The sequence below is a fragment of the Rossellomorea oryzaecorticis genome (assembly GCF_045897515.1).
GTDB classification, from domain to species: domain Bacteria; phylum Bacillota; class Bacilli; order Bacillales; family Bacillaceae_B; genus Rossellomorea; species Rossellomorea enclensis.
The window spans coordinates 1-20,052 of record NZ_JBJOSA010000012.1 but is presented as its reverse complement, the minus strand read 5'-3'; the positions used below and the strand labels follow the sequence as shown (position 1 = coordinate 20,052).

The following is a 20,052-nucleotide window of genomic DNA, read 5'->3' as shown; positions in this document are numbered from 1 at the left end:
AACATAAAATGTAATTTTTTAACTGGTAAAATAAGTAAATTTTAAATTAGAACCATGTGTTATCTTAATACTTTTTTTACAAAACGTCAAACCCAATATCATACAACCCGTGTAAAATAGTATTTTACACCTTATTCTCCTACCCTTACTATTAGACGTTTAAAACAACTAAAAGTTTCATATTCTCCTTTTTTATTCAAAACGAACCCATAGACCCAGGAAACACTGTGTCTCCATAAGAGCCTTACAGGTCATGAGTCCCCCTCCGGCTGGCGGAACAGTAGATTTTCCCCATCAAAAAAAAGCCCCCTTTATGGGAGCTCAGGTCTCAGCGAAAATCAGATCTTATTTTTCACCAGCCATGCCGCACCTATCACACCTGCGTCATTACCCAATGTCGCGATGCTCAGGCCGGTCGATGTCCTGACAGTCGGAAAAGAGAATTGTTCAAAGCAGCTTAGTACTGGTTTCAATAATATATCCCCTGCTTGTGACACCCCTCCTCCGATCACGATTTTTTCTGGATTCAAAACATTCCCTAAATTCGCCAATGCGAGACCAAGATAGAAAGCAAGTTGTCCGACAACGCTTACAGCCAATTCATCATTGCTCCTTGCCGCATCAAATACATCTTTGGCACTGACCTTCCCTTTTTCATTTCGGATATCCCTCAATGTTGAGTGATCGGAAGTCGAATTCAGCTTTTCATTTGCGAGGCGCACAACTCCAGTGGCGGAAGCAACCGTTTCAAGGCACCCTGTCTTCCCGCAATTGCACTGAAAACCACCTTCGGGAACGACTGTTATATGTCCAATTTCTCCGCCGGCGCCTTTTACCCCATGTACGATGTCTCCGTTGGTGATGACGCCTCCGCCTACACCTGTACCGAGTGTGACACAGACAAGATCCTTTGCACCGTCCCCTGCACCTTTCCACATTTCACCGAGTGCAGCACAGTTTGCATCGTTGTCAATGACAGCCGGAAGGCCGGTTTCCACTTCAAGCAGATCTTTCAGCGGGGTATTTGTATCCCATCCGAGATTGACTGCTTCATATATAATGCCTTTTGCCATATCCACCGGCCCTGGTGCACCCATGCCGATCCCGACCAGCTTTGCCTTGCTCTGTCCGAGTTCCTCGAGTTTCCGGTCGATCGCTTTTGCTATGTTGACGATGATGTTTTTTCCGTTTTCGGATTTATCCGTAGGGATTTCCCATTTATGTAGCAGCTCTCCGTATTTACTTAGAAATGCTATTTTTGTCGTCGTGCCGCCCAAGTCGACTCCGACCAGCCATTGTTCTGTCATCTAATCACCCTTATTTTTCTTGTTTTTCTTTTTCCATTGCAATTTCCTGCCTTAATATCAAGAGAGCTGTCTGAAACTCCCTCATTTCAATCAGCTGGGATTTGTAAAGCTCCTTCAGTTCGTCTTCAATGAGCTGCAGGTCTGAAAGACGGTGTCCGGTATAAATGATGGTTCCATAGCTTTTCAAAAACTGCTGAATGTCATAGATCGTTCTCATTCTTACACCTGCTTTCTTTCTTCCCACTAAAGTATATGACAAATGCCGGGTGTTCTCAATTCTTTCTTCATAAAAGTGGTTTATCAACGCAGTTGACTTTTTTTTGATTCCACTCATCTCCGCTATTGATTTCCGTGCAAAACTTCGCTTTCCGCGGGCGGTTGGTGAGCCTCCTCGTCGCGCTGCTCCTGCGGGGTCTCACCTAACTCGCTTTTCCCGCAGGAGTCTACGTTTTGCACTCCAATCAACCGCTGGAATCGTTTTTGAATATGGATAAGTCTACACACTTTTATCCTGAAATGGATTATCACCTATATTCGTAGGGTTTCACATTTTATCATTCAGTATAAAGGTCAGATTCACTATACGTCTAAACCTACTATTTTATGGTATCCTTCATAATAACCAGTCCTACCGTAATGCACCTCTGATTTGGTATTTGGTTTACCAAAAACATTTTTACCAAATTAACCTACGATGTTACGGGTAAGGAACTAGTTACGTTCATGATAATACGGCAAGTTTACGGGTCTCACTTGTCTAGCTGGAGAGCTTAGAGGCATATGTCATAAGCCATACCGACCAGAAACGAATGAAAGCCTTCGTAGAATTCGTCTTATAGCACTCGCTTCTGAGCAAAGCCCTTCCGCTTTTCTTATCAGCTACTCTTCCCCCAGGAGTCTTCGTCTTGCACTCCAATTCACTACTGATGCCCTCTGGAACAGACCTTCAATCTTTAGCAAAGTTCAAAAAAGACTACCTTCTAGGTTTAACACCAAAGGTAGTCTTCAAACTATTTATTCCTAGCGGTCCGGGTCTTTTGGATGCAGGAAGCGCGGCCTTCTGTTTTTGAGGGGCATCGGCGAGCGCAGGAATACGTCTCTGAAAGCCCGGAAATTGAATGGGATGAACGGCCACATATAAGGGATGTCGAATGATTTCATTCTTGATAGTGCAATGATCCAGGCCATGACACCGATGACGAAACCGTAAACGCCGAATAGTGCAGTGGCAGCGAGCAGAAAGATCCGCACGAGCCGGTTTGCCAGGCTGAGTTCATAACTCGGGGTGGAAAATGTCCCGATTGCAGCGATTGCAAGGTACAGGATCACTTCGTTTACAAACAGGCCGACTTCAACGGCAACCTGACCGATCATCAACGCAGCTACAAGGCCCAGTGCTGTGGCGAGCGATGAAGGTGTGTGGATTGCGGCCATCCTCAATATATCGATCCCTATCTCGATCAGCAGGAACTGAAGGAATAAGGGAACTTCTCCCGTTTCATTCGGTCCGACATAGCTGAATTGTTCCGGCAGGAGGTCTGGCTGCACGGCAAATAAATAGTAGAGAGGAAGCAGGAAGATGGAACTCCACACTGCTATAAATCTTACAAAACGCAGATAAGCCCCAACCGATGGCTTGTTACGGTATTCTTCTGCATGCTGCAAATGATGCCAAAAGGTCGTAGGAGTGATCAATACACTCGGTGACCCGTCCACCATGATGATGACATGCCCTTCGTATAAATGGGCTGCGGCAGTATCCGGCCTCTCCGTATACCTCACCATCGGATATGGGTTCCAGTGCCTTCCCGATATGTACTCTTCCAGCGTTTTTTCTCCCATCGGCAGTCCATCTGTGTCAATTTTAGAAATGGAATTCTTTATTTTTTTAACTAAGTGGGGGTCGGCGATGTCCTCCAGATAGGACACGACAATATCCGTTTTCGACCTTCTGCCCACCTGCATATATTCCATGCGGAGGGATGGGTCGCGCACCCTCCTTCTGGTAAGGGCGGTATTGAATACGATTGTCTCCACATATCCGTCCCTTGAACCCCTTACAACTCTTTCGATATCCGGTTCCTGCGGTCCTCTGACCGGATAGGTTCTCGCATCGATGATGATGACTTTATCGATGCCGTCCACGACGAGAGCCGTCGGTCCTGCCAGCACCAGATCCACGACTTTATTCAGGTCGTCCACTTGTTCAATCTCGATATACGGGATATAAGTTTTTAATAATTTCTCCAGCGTGTTTTCTTCCAGCTGTTCCGGATTCAGTCCTGCCAGCAGCTTCATTAAGTAATGCATGATATCATCTTTTACGAACCCGTCCACCATAAACATCGCCATTTTACGTTCCGCATATTCTAAATCCAGCTTTATGACATCAAAACTCTTATCAACAGCCAGAACTTCTTTCAGAAAGCTTGTATTCTCCTCTATTTTCGCAGAGACAGGCTTTTTCTCCATCGTCATTTCAGCCTTCACCCCTCATAAGTTAACATGTTTTACCATCTTTACCATACTAGACAACCTGCACATAAATCATACCTTGGAACATATTAAAACCTCTTATGACATAGGAATTAACAACGGACAAACCACTGAGGTGAACGATATGAAACAAATCTTACGGAACGCCCTTCCCTTCTTGATCCTTATGGTCATACTGGCGGTCGGCATCGAGTTTATATATCAGCCGCGGACAGAGGAAAGCATCATTTTTTTCCCGATCAATGAAAATGTTGCCTATGAATCGGCTTCGACCCTTCTCACGCTTGTTCCTGAAAAAAAAGATAATGTATATGAAGTGAAATGGAAGATTTCCTCCAAGCTGGATACACCGGCTTATCTGCGCCAGGATGTGGGTTTCTTATTTATCAACGGGAGACTGAAGGGGAAGATGAATGAATGGGAGCAGGATACCGATGGGATCGTCCAGGAAAAAACCATAGAATGGAAAGAAAGCAGCCTCTTGGAGGCAGTAGCTTTTCATTACTCTGAAATTCATGAAGATGAAGACGCGACTTATACCAGTGCACAAAAGATGACTGAGGATACGCTTTATGTCATCGATTCTAATTTCAGCCCGCTCAACTCTTTCAGACAGCCTGTAACAGACGCAGAAAAAGAATGGAAGACCATCCTCGACAGGGTGACATCTCAGCAGCTGGACTACTTATGGGAAAAAGCAGTCGAAACGTACGGTATCCCTCTCGAAGAATACACAGCTGTACCGCTCACTGAATTACCAAGGTTTGAGGAAGACCCCTTGGAAGGGTTTGAGAAGGCAGAATGGGATAGGCTCATCGGAAACCTTTGGGAAGGACTGTATAAAAACTATTATTTAGGAATAAAAAAGGAAGACGGTACAATCATCGATTCAATCGACAGTACCATCCCCCTAATTCTGATCAAGAAAGATAAAAAAGAAGTTCTTGTTGTTCTGGTAGACAAAGACGGAAATCCTTCCTTATTGAGGCAGAGGGTAACGCCATCCTAGGAAGCCCCCTCTAACTCATCAACCAATTTTTTATATTTTTTCTCATTTTTATTGAGGCTGTAAGCTTTTCTGGCTTGTTTGAGTGCCTCTTCACGGTCACCGCTGTCAATCAGGATCAGAGCTAGATTATAATGCGCCTCGTGGAAATCATCCCTTTTCTCGATGGCACTCCTCAAATGATCCTTGGCGGTGTCTGTTTTCCCAAGTTTTATTTCAGCATATGAAAGATAGAAGTAAGTCTCTGCATTCGGCGTGCCCGTTTCAATGACTTCATTCAACAATTCTTCAGCTTCCGACCATTCTTCATCTGCAATTTTTTCCTGGGCCACGCCGTTCACTGTATTAATATCCCATTCAGAAGGAGCTGACTGCCGGTCGCCGGCATAAAATACTCCGATAAGAATTACGGTAGCCGACAAGATGAGAAACTGCCTGAAAATCCTGCGATTACCCGGGACACTGACAATCCCGGCAGCAAGGAAACCTCCTGCCAAACCGCCGAGATGACCGGCGTTATCTATGCCTGGGACCGTGAATCCGAAAGCCAGATTTAAAATGATGACCGCTATGATATTGAAGCCCATCGTGCGGAAAAAGATTTTCGGATACAGCACCCCGAAATAAAGAAGGGCACCAAAACATCCAAAGATGGCTCCGCTCGCTCCCGCCGAAAGGTTAGAAGTGAAAAGGTAGCTTGCAAATGAGCCTGCGATCCCTGACAGCATGTAGATGAAGACAAAACGGATACGTCCATATATCCTTTCTACAGCAATGCCCAGATAGTAGAGAGCAAGGGTATTCATGAGCAGATGCAGCAGCCCGATATGTAAGAATATCGGCGTGATGAGTCTCCACCATTCTCCTTCAATGATCAGCGGATTATATTTTGCCCCATATTTGATCAGCGTTTGAGGGTCCTGGCTTCCACCATTCATCTCAAGTATCGCAAACATGATGAGCTGCACCGCGATGAAGAGATAAGTGAAGAACGGTTTTCCCTTTTCAAACAACTCCCTATCTCTCTTCGCCTGCTTTGCTGACGCGTTCACCGCACTTCTTCTCATCCATTCGACGTTCGCTTCAAGCACCTCGGGAGGAAGCTCCCAGTCACCATCACTGAATAATGTGTCTTGTTTAAGCGTTTCTTTTCCGGTTGATTCGTCGATCAGAATGGATTCTACGGCAGCCTTCCCTACATGAGAATCATCAGTGATCATTCCTTCTGCACCATCAACAGGCGGATAGGTGGTTATGTATATATTTTTCATTTTCATATTTCGTTTTCGGAGCTTTTTTCTTATCATATCTGCATTCCGGACAGTTTGTTCAATATCCCGTTCCAGCCATGAACCCCAATCGAGATCTTTCAGGCGCAGCCTAATGACATCAGGATCTTTTAAGACCGTGGATTCGAACCAGATTTCATCCTGCTCCTGTGACAGATTCAGGATCCGGTAATGCTTTTGTTCGATTAAGTAAAGCGCCATCTTCCAAAAGAGGTAATGATATCGTAAATTCACTACATCCACTACTTTCTGTTTTTTTACAGGAACCCCTAAGGCTTCCTTGATTTACTGCTACTATACCCTTACCTTTTTTAGAATGTAAAGTTATAAGGGTCAGAGTCTAGTTACCGCATAAAAAACCGCTCGAGAAGGAAAGTCCCTTTCGAGCGGTTTTTCTACCTGAATGTACTTTGAATGAATTTCGAGCGAATTGCGGGTATGCTCATTGCTCCTTGAACAGCAAAGCGGCGGATAAGAAAATTCCCCAGGAGCAGGTTGAGTATACGATAGCGGTTAGGCAGCAAAAAGAGAATGAAGCTGCCGATTACGAGCCATTTGATCCATCCGTTCATCTTGATCCCTCCTGAGAATAGTTTGGATTATAATACGGAAGTTTATCCAATTATTATCACAAGCATCAAAAAAAGGATCACCCCTGCAAAAAGGCTGGACAAAAAGTTCACAGCTTCATTGTTCAGCCACGTAGACCCTTTATTTTTTACAGTGGCAGTACCACAATGAACGGGTGATTCAGTGGAGGAATTACATACAGTACATCTAAATTCAGCCTGCCAGTATGCGCCTGCCACCGTATCGAATACATTTCCAAGAAAACCTGCAGCTGTAATCATGATAAACATCGTCCAGTCAAATGACTCCATGAAAACAACGAACAAGAGAGAGATAAAGACAGCCCCTGCGAATGATGCAATTGTGCCGATCAGGGATACAGCCCCGGAAGTCCCTTTTTCCACTCTCCTGAAAGACCGGATTGAGAGCGGTGCTTTTTTACTCAATGGACCGATTTCGGAAGCCCATGTATCAGAGTTTGCTGCAGCAACAGCGGCTGCAAATGAGTTGAGCCACCAGTCATTGCCGGTAAAATGGAACAATAAGATGAAAAGAACCGAAGGCCCGCCATTCGCAGCAACTTGCTGCCAATCTCGGACGGAGGTCTTCGCGAGCCGTCCTTCTATTTCTTTTTTTGAAGAGGAAAACAGCTTTGACCATATGCTGGAACTCAGAAAGAATGCCCCGATCAACAACAGGCCCCTCCAATGATAAAACTGGGTGATGATCAAACCCATAAGAAAAGCGGCTACGGCTCCGGAAGGACTCAGATTGTCCGTTTTCCATCCCCCTATGGCAACCAACAGTATAGTCATATAGACAATAATAATTTCAGTCACACTGTATACGTTCACTTTCCGTTAAGATTTCAGCTACCGGAATATCGAACGGTTCCACAGGCAGACTTTTTACCAGCTGATCACTGAATGCCAATGATAAGGTCTTCCCCTTATACCCTGAAAGAAAGCGGTCATAATACCCCCCGCCGAATCCGAGCCGGTACCCTTTTTGTGTATAGGCGATACCCGGGACGATCACTGACTGGATGCTGTCCCTATGTATGGGTGGAGTAATGGAAGGGATGGGTTCGTACAGCTCATAATAGACTTTCTCAAGCTCCTGAAACGATTTCAGTTCATGAAAGATCAGTTCTTTTCCTGCCGGCTTGCATTTCGGGACACATATCGTCTTCCCTTCTTCCCAGCCCCTTTTAATGATGTTCCACGTATTTACTTCAGGGGGCTTTGAGACAGTTACCGCTATGACTTCACTGCTCTTCCAGAATTCGGACCGAAAGAGGCGCTGTTCGATTGAATAACATTTTTGTTCATATTCCAACGGAGAAATCGCTTTTAACACCTCAAGCTGACTTATTCTCATTTCTTTTTTGTCCATATTGTCCCTCCTTTTCACAGACTATTATATCAGCAGATCACCTGGCTGCTAAAAAGAAGTATAAAAAAAAGCAGCGGATAGAATCCGGCTGCTTATTTCGTTTCGCGGTGAAGAGTCACACGCTTTAATTTCGGGCAATATTTTTTTAGCTCAAGACGATCTGGATTATTACGCTTGTTTTTTGTAGTAATATAGTTACGCTCACCAGTTTCTGTGCAAGCTAATGTAATGTTTACACGCATTATTATTTCCCTCCAAACTTCACTATCTTCATCTATTCATACGACTTTTCTATAATATCACTTTTCCTGCTGAAATGCTAGTCCGTTTTTCATTCTGTCCGTTAAAATTAATCCATTTCCTTTTACAGCACCTTCAACGGCAAACAGCCTGCCTTGTTTAACTTCAAAAGGTTTGAATGTATATTCCAGCATGTAGGCCATCATATGAAGACCGTTCGTGATCGGATAGTAATGAAGACTTCCGGACTTTAAAGACTTCTTCCACATTTGCAATCCTTTCAGATTCAAAGGGAACACGGATTTCTTTATACTGTCTGCACTTGTTACCACGTTGGACATCGCCATATCTCTTTTACTGTAGTTGTAGAATGCATTTTTCGAGAGGGAAAGTACTCCTATGGTCTCTTCACAACAGGAAAGCCATTCCACCAGAAAGAAGATTTTCAGTTTCTTTATTTCCTTCGTGACATTTACCAATTCGAACGATAATGATTCTCCCCAATTTTCATCAGCTTCCGACAGGTTGACTGTTATACCGTCGAATCCGTCCATCATTTTCTCGAGAGGTATATATGATCCGGCTTCCTTCCAGGCGATCCCTTGAATATGAAACTTTTTATTAGGTTTATTATTCATCAGCCTCTACACCTTTTGCCATGTTTTTATTTTTTTCCCATAGTACCTGGCAAGCTCCCTTGCCAGATTTTTTCTGTCCGCTTTTGAATAAATGATAAAACCCCTGTCTGGATCACTCACAATCCTGGTCCATCCACCGTCACGGTGTTCAATCTTGAATTCCTGTTCATCCATGAAGGGAACGGACTCGGTTTCCAGCAGTTTGGCGACTACGATTGGCTTTTTCACTTTAGGACAGGCTACCTGAACCCTGGTAATGAAAGGATCAAGGACGGCCGTCTCGGTTTTTCCGGCAGCGGTTTCCGCATCTGTTGTAAACTGCCCCCTCATGAGATCCTCACGTGCTTTCTTGTATTCCTCCGGGTTTCCGATATCCCTCCAGTAAGCGTTCGTTTTGAAAACATATACTTCTTCATTGTTGCGGAGCAGAGCCGGAATAAGATCATGACTGAAGTCCAATGCCCCTTTCCGTGAATACTTCCGCAGAAGGAAAGGCTCGATGATATACACACCGGTGTTTACCTCGTTGCCCTCCCATGAAGAAGGTTTTTCTTTAAACCCGAGGAGCTTCCTGCTTTGGTCGGTGTAGCAGATACCATATTCCCTAGGGTCCGGTACATCTTTGGACACAAGCGTCATGGCAGCTTTCTTACTCTGGTGGAAACGGACTACCTGGTCGATCGGGATGTTCGTGAAAGCATCCCCGCTCAATACGAGAAAAGGCTCCTCGAGTAGGTGCTTTGCCAAAAAGACCCCCCCGGCGGTTCCGAGCGGCTTTCTTTCTTCCAAATACGTGATATTCACGTTGAACCGGCTTCCGTTTCCGAAGTATTCTTTAATGGTACTGCTTTTGTAACAGGTGGTAATGAAGATATCCCTGACCCCGTAGGAACGAAGCAGGTTGATGCTGTACTCGAGTATCGGTTTATTAAGGATCGGCACCATTGGCTTGGCGACTGAAATCGTATACGGTCTCAGTCGCTTTCCTTCTCCTCCTGCTAAGATGACGGCTTTCATCACCGAAGCCCTTCTACTTTTGTCTGAAGGAGGACATCTTCATATACATGCAAGGTCTGATCAGCAATCCGTTCCCAGCTGAACATGGATTCGGCCATTTTCAAACCAAATTCCCCCAAACGTTCAGATTTTAAAGGATCATGGAGCAATGAAAGAAGAACTTCATATAAATCCGAGTCATTATCCGGCTGGAATAGCAAGCCCGTCTTTTCGTGCTTTACGATGCTTTTCAGTCCACCGGTCTCTGATGCAACAACTGCTTTCCTGAAAGCCATCGCCTCAAGGGCAACAATGCCGAACGGTTCGTAAAGACTTGGGAAGATGACTGCCAGACAGTTTTTCAAATAACCGTTTCTCTTCTCATCTGAAATGAACCCAGGGAAGAAAACCATATCATAAAGATTTTCATTTTTCACAAGCTGGCGGTAATGATCAAGCATCGGTCCTTTACCGGCAATGATGAACGAAACCATGTGACCGTCCCGTTTTAGCAGGGAAGCGGCCCTGATAAGCGTTTCAAAGCCTTTCTCATGCACCATCCTCCCGATGGAAAAGAAATACGGCCTGCTCTCCTCTATTGATTGATCAGTGGTCATTTGCCCGAGTCTTTCCAATTCAACTCCGTTTGGTATCACTTCGATCGGTGCATCAAAAGTAAACAATGAACGGACTTCTTCCTTCATATGCTCGCTGCACACGATCAGATGGTCGGAAGCAGCGACCAGCAACTGCTCTTCTCGGTGAATCTTCTGCTGAAGTTCTGTGTAGATTCCCTGATTTCTGCCGTGTTCGGTTGCGTGAATGGTCGTGATCAGCGGGAGGGAATAAAATTCCTTCAGCTTGATGGCAGAAGTTGAAACGATCCAGTCATGCGCGTGAATGTGTGTAATCTTTTCCTGAGAGATCAGCTCATGTGCATATTGCACAAAAGATTGGTTCAGGTCGAACACCCATTTAAAGAAATTCTCTTCATAGGGGTGCAGAGGGTGTACACGGTGAATCGTCACACCTTCCAATGTTTCATAAGCAACAGCATCCTTTGAGCGGGCAGTAAGGACGTGTACCTGCTTCCCCTTCTTGACCAGGTTATTCGCTAAATCGTAAACATGCCGCGAAAGCCCCCCAATGATATTCGGTGGATACTCCCAGCTGAGAATTAAGACCGCATCCTGCTTATCCGCAATCTGAGCCGATTTTTTTGACCCCGGGATCTCTAATAATTCATCTGACGGAAGTGGATTCACTTTTTTGCGGTGGTGAAAAAAGTGATCCTCCATATCTCCCCCCATCATGATAGATGCCGTCCTGTTAAAGGCAGAATCGTCCAAGAAACTCTCAGACATCCCTTGGATCGCTGCGATGAATTCTCTCGTTAACTGTTTGAAGCCGGCAGCATTTATATCCTTAACAACACTCAATTTCTCAAGCTTTTCTTCCATTCCATGTATTTTGCGCAGATTTTTCATCTCTGCATCCTTCATTATCGGCAATTGTTCCTCCATCCCCATATAACCGAATCCGATCCGTGCAAGTGTTGACGGTGCAGTAAGCCAATCTTTTACAGGTAAAGCTGCAACTCCCAGCAATTTCTGCCCGTCATCATCCAGGGCAATCGGTTCTATTGATCCCCTGGCATTCGATTGAAGAATTTTAGAAGATACCGGTATCAATTTCAATCCTCTTGGACTGTGAAGAATATCTGCTTCTTCATTCTCTTTCTCGCTGAACTTGCAAGAAAAGGAGGAAATGAACGAAGCTTTTATTCCTTCCTTGAGAAGATAAAGATCGATTCCCGGCAGGTAGGCTGCTTGTGGAAGCCAGAAAAACTCCGGTTCGTGTCCAAGATATTCCTTGAAAATCCCGATGCTGATCTTCACCTGTACCTCAACCCCGATTGTGGTCCGGTAATGGGTCAAAGGGATCGAATTCAGAGCGGTCGGTATGATGATGGCTTTTCCGTCGTTCATAAGAGTTTTATACGCTTCCGATAATTTCTTCTCCCAATTTAACCATTGAGAGTAAATCCTGACCCACTTTTCTTTTTCTTCCTTGTCCCCCATCAGCATCCCTTGAAGGTATTCGTCGGCGGCCTCAATGAATTCCTCTTTCGAAAAGAGGCATAGCGCCAATGGATTCAAGATCACCGGAATGGGTTCACCGTCATTTTCTTTAAGCGCTTGGATCAGGTTCAAATGTTCCTTAAACAGGGTCGAACATTTTACTATATACTCTTTCTTATCTTCCATTTCAATTGCAGGTTCATTGAAACGGGGTAAGATCATCACGTTCTGCCTATTGCTCATGCTTTATCCTCCTGCTCCATCACATAATATGAGTATGTGCTTACATGCTCCACCCATTTGGGTTCTTTCACTCTTCCCTGCTCGAATTCTTTTAGTTCTCTTAAACTATGATATTCGGCATCCTGAGCAGTCCGCGGCGTATGAATGACATTCGAACGCTTTATTGCAATGAATTCACCCGAAGGGATCCGCACCCCTAAATCCATGCAATAGCTTCTATTATCTTTAAGGCCATTTATGAACCAATCCGATTCGGTTGAAGGGACGTAAGAATCACGATAGGAGTGATGATTATGCCCATTAAAGATGATGGAGGTGATATCATATAACCTGAGAATGAAAGGCAATTCACCGTCCAGATTGAAACGATCTTTCAAGTGATCCAGCCAGTCCTTCGAAATCGTCCAGTAACAATAGATCCTGGCCCCGGTTGAGTATGTAATCGTGAAGTCTTCCATAATGGGTTTGCGGCTTTGTCGGCCGGATTTTAAAGAAGCCTTTCTCTTTACTTTCCCGATCCGGATATCCTGGTTCTTTTTTTCTGTTATGGTTTCCGCTGGTTCGATTTGAACGCTGCCTGATTCAAGGACCTTTTGGTATTTTACCCATTGGTATTGAACCTTTCCTACGGTCGTACCCAGCTCTTTGGCAATTTTCCTGAACGAGATGCCCTTTTCTCTCATTTCTATTATTTCATCCAGCATTTAAGACCCTCCCAGCATAAACAAATAGTATATGAATTCATCTAAATATTATGACAATTATCCTTAAATCAATCGTAACACCCCATTCAAAAACCTACAATAAACGCATTTTGTCGTATCTTGTTAAATGGGATGAAAACAACGTAAGGATAAAGCAAAAACCCTATATAATTTCTCCAACTTTTCTTAAATTGTGTATATAAAGCGATTTCATTTAGGTTACGACATAATTTTCACTGTTGAATCAAGAGCCGCCTGACAAATAAACTAGATTTTTTACAAATTATTCTTTCCTTCACTAGAGAACGCTTTGCCACTATGCTATAAATAAGGAAGAATAAATTAGCAAGAGGTGATTTTTTTGGAAACATTACTTATTGGATTATTGGGATTTTCCATTCTATTATTCTTTCTATCTTTTTTTCAAAAAGACAGGTATGCGGCAATCGAGAAAGAAGTGGAAGAGTTATCGATGACTGTTCTGCAGGAAAATTATCAATTGAAAAAACGGCTGAAAGTGCTGGAGGAAGAACTTATGATGGACGGAGAAGTGTTTCGGAAAGGTAATCCCTCCCTTAAGAAACCGATTCATGAAGTGGTAAGGAATCAAGTCATCGCCCTCCATCAGCAGGGGACCCCGCTGGACCAGATTGCAAAACAATCAGCACTTACAAAGTCGGAAGTCGCCCACATCATTTCCGCGCTTTAGAAAGGAGCCCATATGAATAAACAGACAACCAGAGCCTTTTCAGCGGGCATATTGTTCACAGCCGTAATCATATTTCTTTATAATCTTTATTTTCATGAGGCTCCTTTGCAGGATTCAACTTCTATCCCAGAAGGCAGTATCGTCGTAAATGAGTCAGAAGTACAGGAAAAAGAAAAAGAAATCTCCGTCTTGAAAGAACAACTTGAACGATATAAGTCTGAAAAAGGCAAGGAAGAAGATGCCCGCCAGACAGACAAATATCAATTGACCTTGACAATCAAACCTGGAATGACCCCAGGTGATATTGAAGAGAAATTGAAAGATGCTAACATTATCAGTGAAGATGAGGATTTCGTACAGTTTATCGTGGATAATGAGTATGCTGATAAAATACAAATCGGTGATTTTCTTGTTAACTCTGAGATGACGGTAGAAGAAATTGCAAATACAATCATAAAGTAATAGCTGAAACCTGTATGGACGAAAATAAGCGGGCTGACAAAATTTATGTCAGCCCGCTTATTTGATTAACAGGTACTCCCAGGAAGGCACTGATCTTGATTAATCGTTTAGATCGAAGCGCTCTCCGGTCACGAGGTAAATGACGTTCTCACAAATGTTCGTAACATGGTCGGCAACGCGCTCAATATATCTGCACGTAAACGCAAGCTGAGTGATCTGGCTGATCTCGTCCGGATATTGAGGGATGTATGTCATCAGTTCCTGGACTAGCTTTCCGTAAAGCTCATCGACTTCATCATCACGGTCGGCTATCTTTCTTGCAGCAGCAGCATCTTCTTCATAAAATGCTTTCAGGGCGTCTTCAAGCATTTCTTCTGCAATCGACAGCATCCTTGGGATTTCTTCAATCGGTTTAATCAGTTTTTGATCGCCGATGTGCAGAGTGGCTTTACTGATATTGGTGGCCATATCACCGATCCGTTCAATCTCGGAACAAATTCTTAAAGCGGAGATGATTTTACGCAAATCAGTTGCTACTGGTGACTCTTTCGCAATCAGTACGATAGCCATATTGTTGATTTCGTTATCAAATTTGTTAATTAGACGGTCTTTGCTAATGATTTCCCTGGCTTTTTCTGTGTCTTGAGTTTTAAGTGTCTCAATCGATTCCCTAAGAGATACTTTTGCCAAATCAGCCATGTCGAATAATTTTTCTTTCAGTTCCTTCAATTTGTTATCAAAATGCGTTCTGTTCACCATGAATTCATTCCCCTTTATCGTCTTTTATGAGCTAAAATCAGCCAAATCTGCCGCTGATGTAGTCTTCTGTACGTTTGTCAGCTGGATTTGAGAAGATTTTATCAGTTTCGTCCAATTCAATTAAGTCCCCGAGAAGGAAAAATGCCGTTTTATCCGACACCCTTGCAGCCTGCTGCATATTATGGGTGACGATGACGATTGTATATTGTTTTTTCAGCTCTGCGATCAACTCTTCGATTTTCACCGTAGAGATAGGGTCAAGCGCGGACGTAGGTTCATCCATCAAAAGGACATCCGGCTTGGTGGCCATTGCTCGGGCAATGCACAAGCGCTGCTGCTGACCGCCGGAAAGTCCAAGCGCTGGAGCATCCAAACGGTCTTTTACTTCATCCCACAGTGCAACATTCTTTAAGCTGGTTTCTACGATTTCATCCAGTTCAGCCTTCTTTTTGGTACCGTGGATCTTTGGCCCGAAAGTGACATTGTCAAAAATGCTCTGAGGGAAGGGATTCCCCTTCTGGAAGACCATTCCGACATTTTTCCTCAGCTCAACCAGGTCGATGCGGTCCGAAAGAATGTTTTTGCCTTTATAATTGATTTCACCTGACATTTTAATCCCGGGCACGGAACGATTCATCAGATTCAACGTTTTGACAAACGTTGATTTCCCGCAGCCAGAAGGACCGATGATGGCGGTCACTTCCTTCTCAAGGATTGGAAATGTAATATTTTTTAGCGCATAGTTATTTCCATACCATAAATTCAGGTCATCTACATTGAATATCGTTTTCTTTTCTACAGCTGTTGTCATTTTAGTACCCCTCCATCCTCTTCGATCAACTGAAACGCCCTGAGATATAGTCTTCCGTACGTTTCTCTGATGGGTTTGTGAATATCTTCTCCGTCTCGTCAAATTCAACCAGATCACCGTTATAGAAGAAAGCTGTTTTGTCGGAAACCCGGGAAGCCTGCCCCATATTGTGTGTAACAATGACGATTGTATAGTCTTTCTTCAATTCAGTGATCAATTCCTCTATTTTTGCATTTGAAATCGGATCAAGTGCAGATGCCGGCTCATCAAGCAGCATGACGGTTGGTTTCATCGCAATCGTCCTGGCAATACAAAGACGCTGCTGCTGTCCGCCTGATAGAGAAAGGGCTGATGTATGAAGACGATCCTTTACTTCATCCCATAAGGCAGCCTTCCTTAAACTTTCTTCTACAGTGTCCATAAGAGTACTCTTCTTTTTGATACCGGAAAACTTAAGGGCATGAGTGATGTTCTCATAAATTGATTTATTGAATGGATTCGGCTTTTGGAAAACCATACCGATCTCTTTTCTCAGTGCCACGACGTCAATGTTTTTCCCGAGGAGGTTGACATCCTCATACATGATTTTCCCTTCAGCACGAGCAATCGGGACGAGGTCGTTCATTCGATTGACTGTCCTTAGGAATGTGGATTTCCCGCATCCTGACGGACCGATCAATGCCGTTACCGCGTTCTTCTCTATTTTCATATTAATATTCTTTACAGCATGATTATCGCCGTAATAAAAGTTGAGGTCCTGCACATCCAAGATGATTTCCCTGGATGATTTTTTATCGGCCGGTCTAATTGGTTTTTCCGTTAATTGTACAGACATCATTTATCACACCTTCTATTATTTTGTTGCTGTGATTTTCTTGTGAATATAGCTTCCAAGGAATCTGGCACCAAGATTAAAAATCAGTACAGAGATGATAAGGACCGCAGATGCGCCTGCAGCTTTCTCATCAACATCCGGGATTAACCCCTGGGTGTTTACTGACCAAATGTGTACCGCCAGTGTTTCAGCAGGTCTGAAAAGATTGAGCGGTGAAGTCGGTGAAAATGGATTCCAATCCATGTAATTCAGTCTCGGTGTAGATAAGCCGGCTGTGAATAATAATGCCGCCGCTTCTCCAAAAACCCTTCCCGATGCCAGGATGGCTCCAGTAAGAATGGATGGGAATGCACCCGGGATCAAGACGGTTTTAACCGTATGCCAATTGGTGATGCCGAGAGCGAGACTTGCTTCTTTCAGCTCCCTCGGTACACTTCTGATTGCGTCTTCGCTGACACGTACCATGACGGGCAGGTTGAACACTGTCAAAGCAAGTGCTCCTCCGATGATTGTATACCCCCAGCCAGTGATGTTAACAAATACTAATAAACCGAACATCCCAATGACAATCGATGGAAGGGATGCAAGTACTTCTATACAAGAACGGATGGTATCCGTCACTTTACCCGGCTTTGCATACTCAGCCATATAAATACCGCCGCCGACACCAAGAGGGACGGTAATGATCATCGTAATCACCAGGATGTAGAATGAGTTGAATAACTGATCCCTGATCCCGCTTCCCGCACGAACGGCACTTGAAGGGGTGGTAAGGAAATCCCAGGTGATATACGGAACCCCTTTTACCAAAATATATGAAAATAATGCTACCAATATCGAAATGATGATGGCGGCGATCCCGATAAATATACCGGTCGCCACTTTATCGGCTGTTTTACTATTCATTAGATTTTCCTCCTAGCAGAGAGATAACGGATAATCAGAATAAATATGAATGACATAACTAATAAGATTAGGCCCATTGACCACAGTGTGTTATTTTCAACACTTCCATACGTTGTATGTCCCATATTCAGTGTGATGATTGTCGTTAATGTTGCAGAGGCATCCAATATACTGCCAGGAAGGTCCCTCGTATTCCCGATGACCATCTGAACTGCCAGTGCTTCGCCGAATGCCCTTGCCATACCAAGCACAACCGCTGTAAGCAAAGTAGGCAGTGCTGCTGGTATCAATACTTTTCTAATTGTCTGCCAGCGTGTTGCACCCAAAGCATAAGACCCGTCCCTTAAACTTTTCGGCAGTGAACTCATTGCATCCGTTGCAATGGTCGTAACAGTCGGCAGAATCATGACAGAAAGAACGATTGTTCCTGCCAACAGTGAAAATCCCATACCCGCAAAATTTTCGCGTATAAAAGGGACCAATACTGTAAGCCCTATAAATCCATAAACAACTGACGGAATCCCTACAAGCAGCTCGACGATCGGCTGCATGATTTTCCTTCCCCATGAAGGTGCGATTTCAGTCATGAAGATTGCGCCGCCGATACCAAGCGGGGCGGCAATCAATGCAGAAAGAATCGTAACGGCAAAGGATCCGAAGATGAACGGCAGTGCTCCATACACAGGGTTTTCTCCTGTGGGGCTCCAATCCGGGCTGGTTAAGAACTCAATGAGGCTTACACCATTTTTTATGAATGATTGCAATCCTTTCGTGCTAAGGAAAATCGTGATAGATATTGTAGCAACAATCATGATGACTGCAGATAACGTTACTAAGAACTTCCCTTTAACTTCCCCGTTCATCCAAGATCTATTATTTTTCACTAGCCTCTTTGAGGCAGGCATATGTTTTTCCATAATCGTCAAACACCCCTAATACGATATAATAGGGCAAATGCGGTGAGCGCATTTACCCTATTGATTTATTGAACTGTCGATTACTTCTTCTTTTGATTCCCTTCAGCGTCACGCTCTACTTCCATTTTCGTAGCTGCGATATAGCCTTGGTCTTTCAATAATCCAGTTTGAACATCTTCACTCATCATGTAATCAAGGAATTCTTTTGCAAGTCCGTCTGGTTCACCCTTTGTATAAGAGTGCTGATACGCCCAGATCGGGAATTCACCTTTTTGAACATTTTCATCTGTTGCTTCAACACCATCTACTGATAGTGGAGTTACACTGTCATCTGTGAAGTAAGAGAAAGCAAGATAACCGATTGCCCCATCTGTTTCGCTGATGATTTTCTTAACAGTGTTTGAAGAATCTTCAGTGATTCCTTCAGCTGGAGTTTCTCCATCAAGACCGAATTTAACGAAAGTTGCGCGAGTACCAGAAGAGTCAGGACGGTTTACAAGAGTGATTTTTTGGTCTTTACCACCAAGCTCTTTCCAGTTCTTGATTTCACCAGTGAATACTTTTTTAAGATCTTCTTTTGAAATGTCTTTTACACCAACATTAGGATTAACTGCAGCAGTCATACCTACAACCGCTACTTTATGGTCAACTAACTCATCCGCAGGAATTCCTTCCTTTTCTTCAGCGAACACGTCAGAGTTACCAATTTGAACTGATCCTTCAGAAACTTGGGATAACCCTGTACCAGATCCGCCAGCGTTAACCTGGATGTCTGCTTCCGGATTTTCCGCCATGAATTCTTCAGCTGCCGCCGCAACCAATGGCTGCATCGCAGAAGAACCTGAAACTACGATTGAACCTGAGGCACCTTCTCCGCCTCCACCTTCTTCGTTGTTACTTGCATTTCCATTCCCGCAGGCAGCTGCGAAAGCAACAAGCATTCCTACGATTAGAAGCAGTCCGTATTTCTTGAAGTTCTTCATTCTTTAATTCCCCCTAAGAATATTGGTTGTTTTGTCCTACGAGTACTAGATTAATAGACGAGTGTTAATTGTGTATTGACGGTTTGTAAAGGTTTTGTAAATTCGACAAATTTCTTTATCCGCGCGGGTGCTTTGACGATTTTGGAACCTTTGTAACCTGTATTATGCTGATTATTCTTCCATTTTATTCAGTGGAATTCGTTACTTTTTTCCTGCAGGATGGGACAAAACTAAAAAAATTTTATATAAAGACGAACAATATCAGTTTAGGGCCTTTACACCGCTAATGATTTCCGTGCAAGACTACGCTTTCCGCGGGCGGTTGGTGAGCCTCCTTTGACAAGTGGGTTAACTGTCTAGCTGCAGGGCTTAGAGGCACATGTCATAAGTCAAACCGGCCAAGAAGGCAAAGAACGCCTTCCAGGCCGATTCGCCTTATGCCACACGCCTCTCTTCAAAGCCCTTCCGCTTTTCGGATAGGAGTCTTCGTCTTGCATTCCAATCAACCGCTAGAAAAGGCTAAAACCTGAATGTTTTTTGGACATAATAAAAACCCGAAATAATTTGCCTCAGTGTGTGCAAATTATCTCGGGTTTTACTCAGACTAAAACACTTTTGTCCCAGCCTCTTTCCTACGATTAGTCAAGTACTAAATCATAAGTTGAAGGATTGTTCACTATTATTTGGGCATAGGAAATAAACCTC

The 20,052-nt window shown here is 43.8% G+C and carries 21 protein-coding genes; 3 read left to right on the top strand and 18 right to left on the bottom strand.

The window, feature by feature from the left end:
- Positions 1-338: 338 nt before the first annotated feature.
- The 3 genes from ACKA06_RS14090 to ACKA06_RS14080 all read right to left on the bottom strand — a co-directional run bounded on the left by ACKA06_RS14090 (position 339) and on the right by ACKA06_RS14080 (position 3,779).
- Complete coding sequence (locus ACKA06_RS14090) at positions 339-1,307, bottom strand: ROK family glucokinase (RefSeq protein ID WP_411159931.1); 969 nt, start codon at positions 1,305-1,307, stop codon at positions 339-341.
- Positions 1,308-1,317: 10 nt separating this feature from the next.
- On the bottom strand, positions 1,318-1,524 hold the full coding sequence (locus ACKA06_RS14085; RefSeq protein ID WP_032087922.1) for a YqgQ family protein: 207 nt from the start codon (positions 1,522-1,524) through the stop codon (positions 1,318-1,320).
- A gap of 803 nt (positions 1,525-2,327) precedes the next feature.
- Positions 2,328-3,779 (bottom strand): spore germination protein, encoded by a 1,452-nt coding sequence (locus tag ACKA06_RS14080; RefSeq protein ID WP_411159965.1) that lies wholly within the window; start codon positions 3,777-3,779, stop codon positions 2,328-2,330.
- Between the two features lie 148 nt (positions 3,780-3,927).
- Between ACKA06_RS14080 and ACKA06_RS14075 the strand changes: the two genes are divergently transcribed.
- Positions 3,928-4,812 (top strand): hypothetical protein, encoded by an 885-nt coding sequence (locus tag ACKA06_RS14075; RefSeq protein ID WP_058297787.1) that lies wholly within the window; start codon positions 3,928-3,930, stop codon positions 4,810-4,812.
- Here the strand turns inward: ACKA06_RS14075 and ACKA06_RS14070 are convergent.
- The 9 genes from ACKA06_RS14070 to ACKA06_RS14030 all read right to left on the bottom strand — a co-directional run bounded on the left by ACKA06_RS14070 (position 4,809) and on the right by ACKA06_RS14030 (position 12,965).
- Positions 4,809-6,332 carry a rhomboid family intramembrane serine protease gene (locus ACKA06_RS14070; protein ID WP_336511344.1) on the bottom strand — a complete coding sequence of 508 codons (1,524 nt, stop codon included), beginning with the start codon at positions 6,330-6,332 and terminating at the stop codon, positions 4,809-4,811. The two genes, ACKA06_RS14075 and ACKA06_RS14070, sit on opposite strands and share 4 nt — an antisense overlap.
- A gap of 161 nt (positions 6,333-6,493) precedes the next feature.
- Entirely contained in the window at positions 6,494-6,670 is a 177-nt protein-coding gene (locus ACKA06_RS14065; protein ID WP_169792801.1) for a hypothetical protein, read from the bottom strand.
- Between the two features lie 42 nt (positions 6,671-6,712).
- Entirely contained in the window at positions 6,713-7,507 is a 795-nt protein-coding gene (locus ACKA06_RS14060) for a DUF92 domain-containing protein (RefSeq protein ID WP_411159930.1), read from the bottom strand.
- Positions 7,500-8,063: a 5-formyltetrahydrofolate cyclo-ligase gene (locus ACKA06_RS14055; protein WP_411159929.1), complete on the bottom strand. Its 564-nt coding sequence runs from the start codon at positions 8,061-8,063 to the stop codon at positions 7,500-7,502. Before ACKA06_RS14055 ends, ACKA06_RS14060 begins: the two co-directional genes overlap by 8 nt.
- Before the next feature lie 92 nt (positions 8,064-8,155).
- A complete protein-coding gene (gene rpmG / locus ACKA06_RS14050) occupies positions 8,156-8,305 on the bottom strand; it encodes a 50S ribosomal protein L33 (protein ID WP_064091498.1) in 150 nt (49 codons plus the stop codon).
- A 57-nt stretch (positions 8,306-8,362) separates the two neighbouring features.
- Complete coding sequence (locus ACKA06_RS14045) at positions 8,363-8,941, bottom strand: hypothetical protein (protein ID WP_411159928.1); 579 nt, start codon at positions 8,939-8,941, stop codon at positions 8,363-8,365.
- A gap of 6 nt (positions 8,942-8,947) precedes the next feature.
- Positions 8,948-9,958: a nucleotidyltransferase family protein gene (locus ACKA06_RS14040; protein ID WP_411159927.1), complete on the bottom strand. Its 1,011-nt coding sequence runs from the start codon at positions 9,956-9,958 to the stop codon at positions 8,948-8,950.
- The gene (locus tag ACKA06_RS14035; RefSeq protein ID WP_411159926.1) at positions 9,958-12,261 is read right to left on the bottom strand and encodes a glycosyltransferase; all 2,304 of its coding nucleotides are present in this window, start codon (positions 12,259-12,261) and stop codon (positions 9,958-9,960) included. The genes ACKA06_RS14040 and ACKA06_RS14035 overlap by 1 nt, the downstream gene beginning before the upstream one ends.
- Complete coding sequence (locus tag ACKA06_RS14030; RefSeq protein ID WP_032087647.1) at positions 12,258-12,965, bottom strand: DUF4912 domain-containing protein; 708 nt, start codon at positions 12,963-12,965, stop codon at positions 12,258-12,260. Before ACKA06_RS14030 ends, ACKA06_RS14035 begins: the two co-directional genes overlap by 4 nt.
- Positions 12,966-13,326: 361 nt before the next feature.
- On the opposite strand from ACKA06_RS14030, the gene ACKA06_RS14025 reads away from it, so the two are divergent.
- Both ACKA06_RS14025 and ACKA06_RS14020 read left to right on the top strand, forming a co-directional pair.
- A complete protein-coding gene (locus tag ACKA06_RS14025; protein WP_032087646.1) occupies positions 13,327-13,674 on the top strand; it encodes a helix-turn-helix domain-containing protein in 348 nt (115 codons plus the stop codon).
- A gap of 12 nt (positions 13,675-13,686) precedes the next feature.
- Positions 13,687-14,136 (top strand): hypothetical protein, encoded by a 450-nt coding sequence (locus ACKA06_RS14020; RefSeq protein WP_032087645.1) that lies wholly within the window; start codon positions 13,687-13,689, stop codon positions 14,134-14,136.
- Positions 14,137-14,235: 99 nt separating this feature from the next.
- Here ACKA06_RS14020 and phoU read toward each other — a convergent pair whose 3' ends face one another.
- From phoU to ACKA06_RS13990, 6 genes are all read right to left on the bottom strand, one after another.
- On the bottom strand, positions 14,236-14,895 hold the full coding sequence (phoU, locus tag ACKA06_RS14015) for a phosphate signaling complex protein PhoU (RefSeq protein ID WP_032087644.1): 660 nt from the start codon (positions 14,893-14,895) through the stop codon (positions 14,236-14,238).
- Between the two features lie 37 nt (positions 14,896-14,932).
- Positions 14,933-15,706 carry a phosphate ABC transporter ATP-binding protein PstB gene (gene pstB / locus ACKA06_RS14010; protein WP_032087643.1) on the bottom strand — a complete coding sequence of 258 codons (774 nt, stop codon included), beginning with the start codon at positions 15,704-15,706 and terminating at the stop codon, positions 14,933-14,935.
- A 25-nt stretch (positions 15,707-15,731) separates the two neighbouring features.
- Positions 15,732-16,541: a phosphate ABC transporter ATP-binding protein PstB gene (gene pstB, locus ACKA06_RS14005; RefSeq protein ID WP_032087669.1), complete on the bottom strand. Its 810-nt coding sequence runs from the start codon at positions 16,539-16,541 to the stop codon at positions 15,732-15,734.
- 18 nt (positions 16,542-16,559) lie between these two features.
- On the bottom strand, positions 16,560-17,447 hold the full coding sequence (pstA, locus tag ACKA06_RS14000; RefSeq protein WP_032087642.1) for a phosphate ABC transporter permease PstA: 888 nt from the start codon (positions 17,445-17,447) through the stop codon (positions 16,560-16,562).
- Positions 17,447-18,352, bottom strand: a complete 906-nt coding sequence (pstC, locus tag ACKA06_RS13995) for a phosphate ABC transporter permease subunit PstC (RefSeq protein ID WP_411159964.1) — start codon at positions 18,350-18,352, stop codon at positions 17,447-17,449. Before pstC ends, pstA begins: the two co-directional genes overlap by 1 nt.
- A gap of 92 nt (positions 18,353-18,444) precedes the next feature.
- The gene (locus ACKA06_RS13990) at positions 18,445-19,347 is read right to left on the bottom strand and encodes a phosphate ABC transporter substrate-binding protein (protein ID WP_032087640.1); all 903 of its coding nucleotides are present in this window, start codon (positions 19,345-19,347) and stop codon (positions 18,445-18,447) included.
- Between the last annotated feature and the right edge of the window lie 705 nt (positions 19,348-20,052).

Coding starts and splice junctions, on each gene's coding strand:
- ACKA06_RS14090 (WP_411159931.1), bottom strand. CDS start 1,307: ATGACAGAACAATGGCTGGTCGGAGTCGACTTGGGCGGCACGACGACA.
- ACKA06_RS14085 (WP_032087922.1), bottom strand. CDS start 1,524: ATGAGAACGATCTATGACATTCAGCAGTTTTTGAAAAGCTATGGAACC.
- ACKA06_RS14080 (WP_411159965.1), bottom strand. CDS start 3,779: ATGGAGAAAAAGCCTGTCTCTGCGAAAATAGAGGAGAATACAAGCTTT.
- ACKA06_RS14075 (WP_058297787.1), top strand. CDS start 3,928: ATGAAACAAATCTTACGGAACGCCCTTCCCTTCTTGATCCTTATGGTC.
- ACKA06_RS14065 (WP_169792801.1), bottom strand. CDS start 6,670: ATGAACGGATGGATCAAATGGCTCGTAATCGGCAGCTTCATTCTCTTT.
- ACKA06_RS14055 (WP_411159929.1), bottom strand. CDS start 8,063: ATGGACAAAAAAGAAATGAGAATAAGTCAGCTTGAGGTGTTAAAAGCG.
- rpmG (WP_064091498.1), bottom strand. CDS start 8,305: ATGCGTGTAAACATTACATTAGCTTGCACAGAAACTGGTGAGCGTAAC.
- ACKA06_RS14045 (WP_411159928.1), bottom strand. CDS start 8,941: ATGAATAATAAACCTAATAAAAAGTTTCATATTCAAGGGATCGCCTGG.
- ACKA06_RS14040 (WP_411159927.1), bottom strand. CDS start 9,958: ATGAAAGCCGTCATCTTAGCAGGAGGAGAAGGAAAGCGACTGAGACCG.
- ACKA06_RS14035 (WP_411159926.1), bottom strand. CDS start 12,261: ATGAGCAATAGGCAGAACGTGATGATCTTACCCCGTTTCAATGAACCT.
- ACKA06_RS14030 (WP_032087647.1), bottom strand. CDS start 12,965: ATGCTGGATGAAATAATAGAAATGAGAGAAAAGGGCATCTCGTTCAGG.
- ACKA06_RS14020 (WP_032087645.1), top strand. CDS start 13,687: ATGAATAAACAGACAACCAGAGCCTTTTCAGCGGGCATATTGTTCACA.
- phoU (WP_032087644.1), bottom strand. CDS start 14,895: ATGGTGAACAGAACGCATTTTGATAACAAATTGAAGGAACTGAAAGAA.
- pstB (WP_032087643.1), bottom strand. CDS start 15,706: ATGACAACAGCTGTAGAAAAGAAAACGATATTCAATGTAGATGACCTG.
- pstB (WP_032087669.1), bottom strand. CDS start 16,541: ATGTCTGTACAATTAACGGAAAAACCAATTAGACCGGCCGATAAAAAA.
- pstA (WP_032087642.1), bottom strand. CDS start 17,447: ATGAATAGTAAAACAGCCGATAAAGTGGCGACCGGTATATTTATCGGG.
- pstC (WP_411159964.1), bottom strand. CDS start 18,352: ATGCCTGCCTCAAAGAGGCTAGTGAAAAATAATAGATCTTGGATGAAC.
- ACKA06_RS13990 (WP_032087640.1), bottom strand. CDS start 19,347: ATGAAGAACTTCAAGAAATACGGACTGCTTCTAATCGTAGGAATGCTT.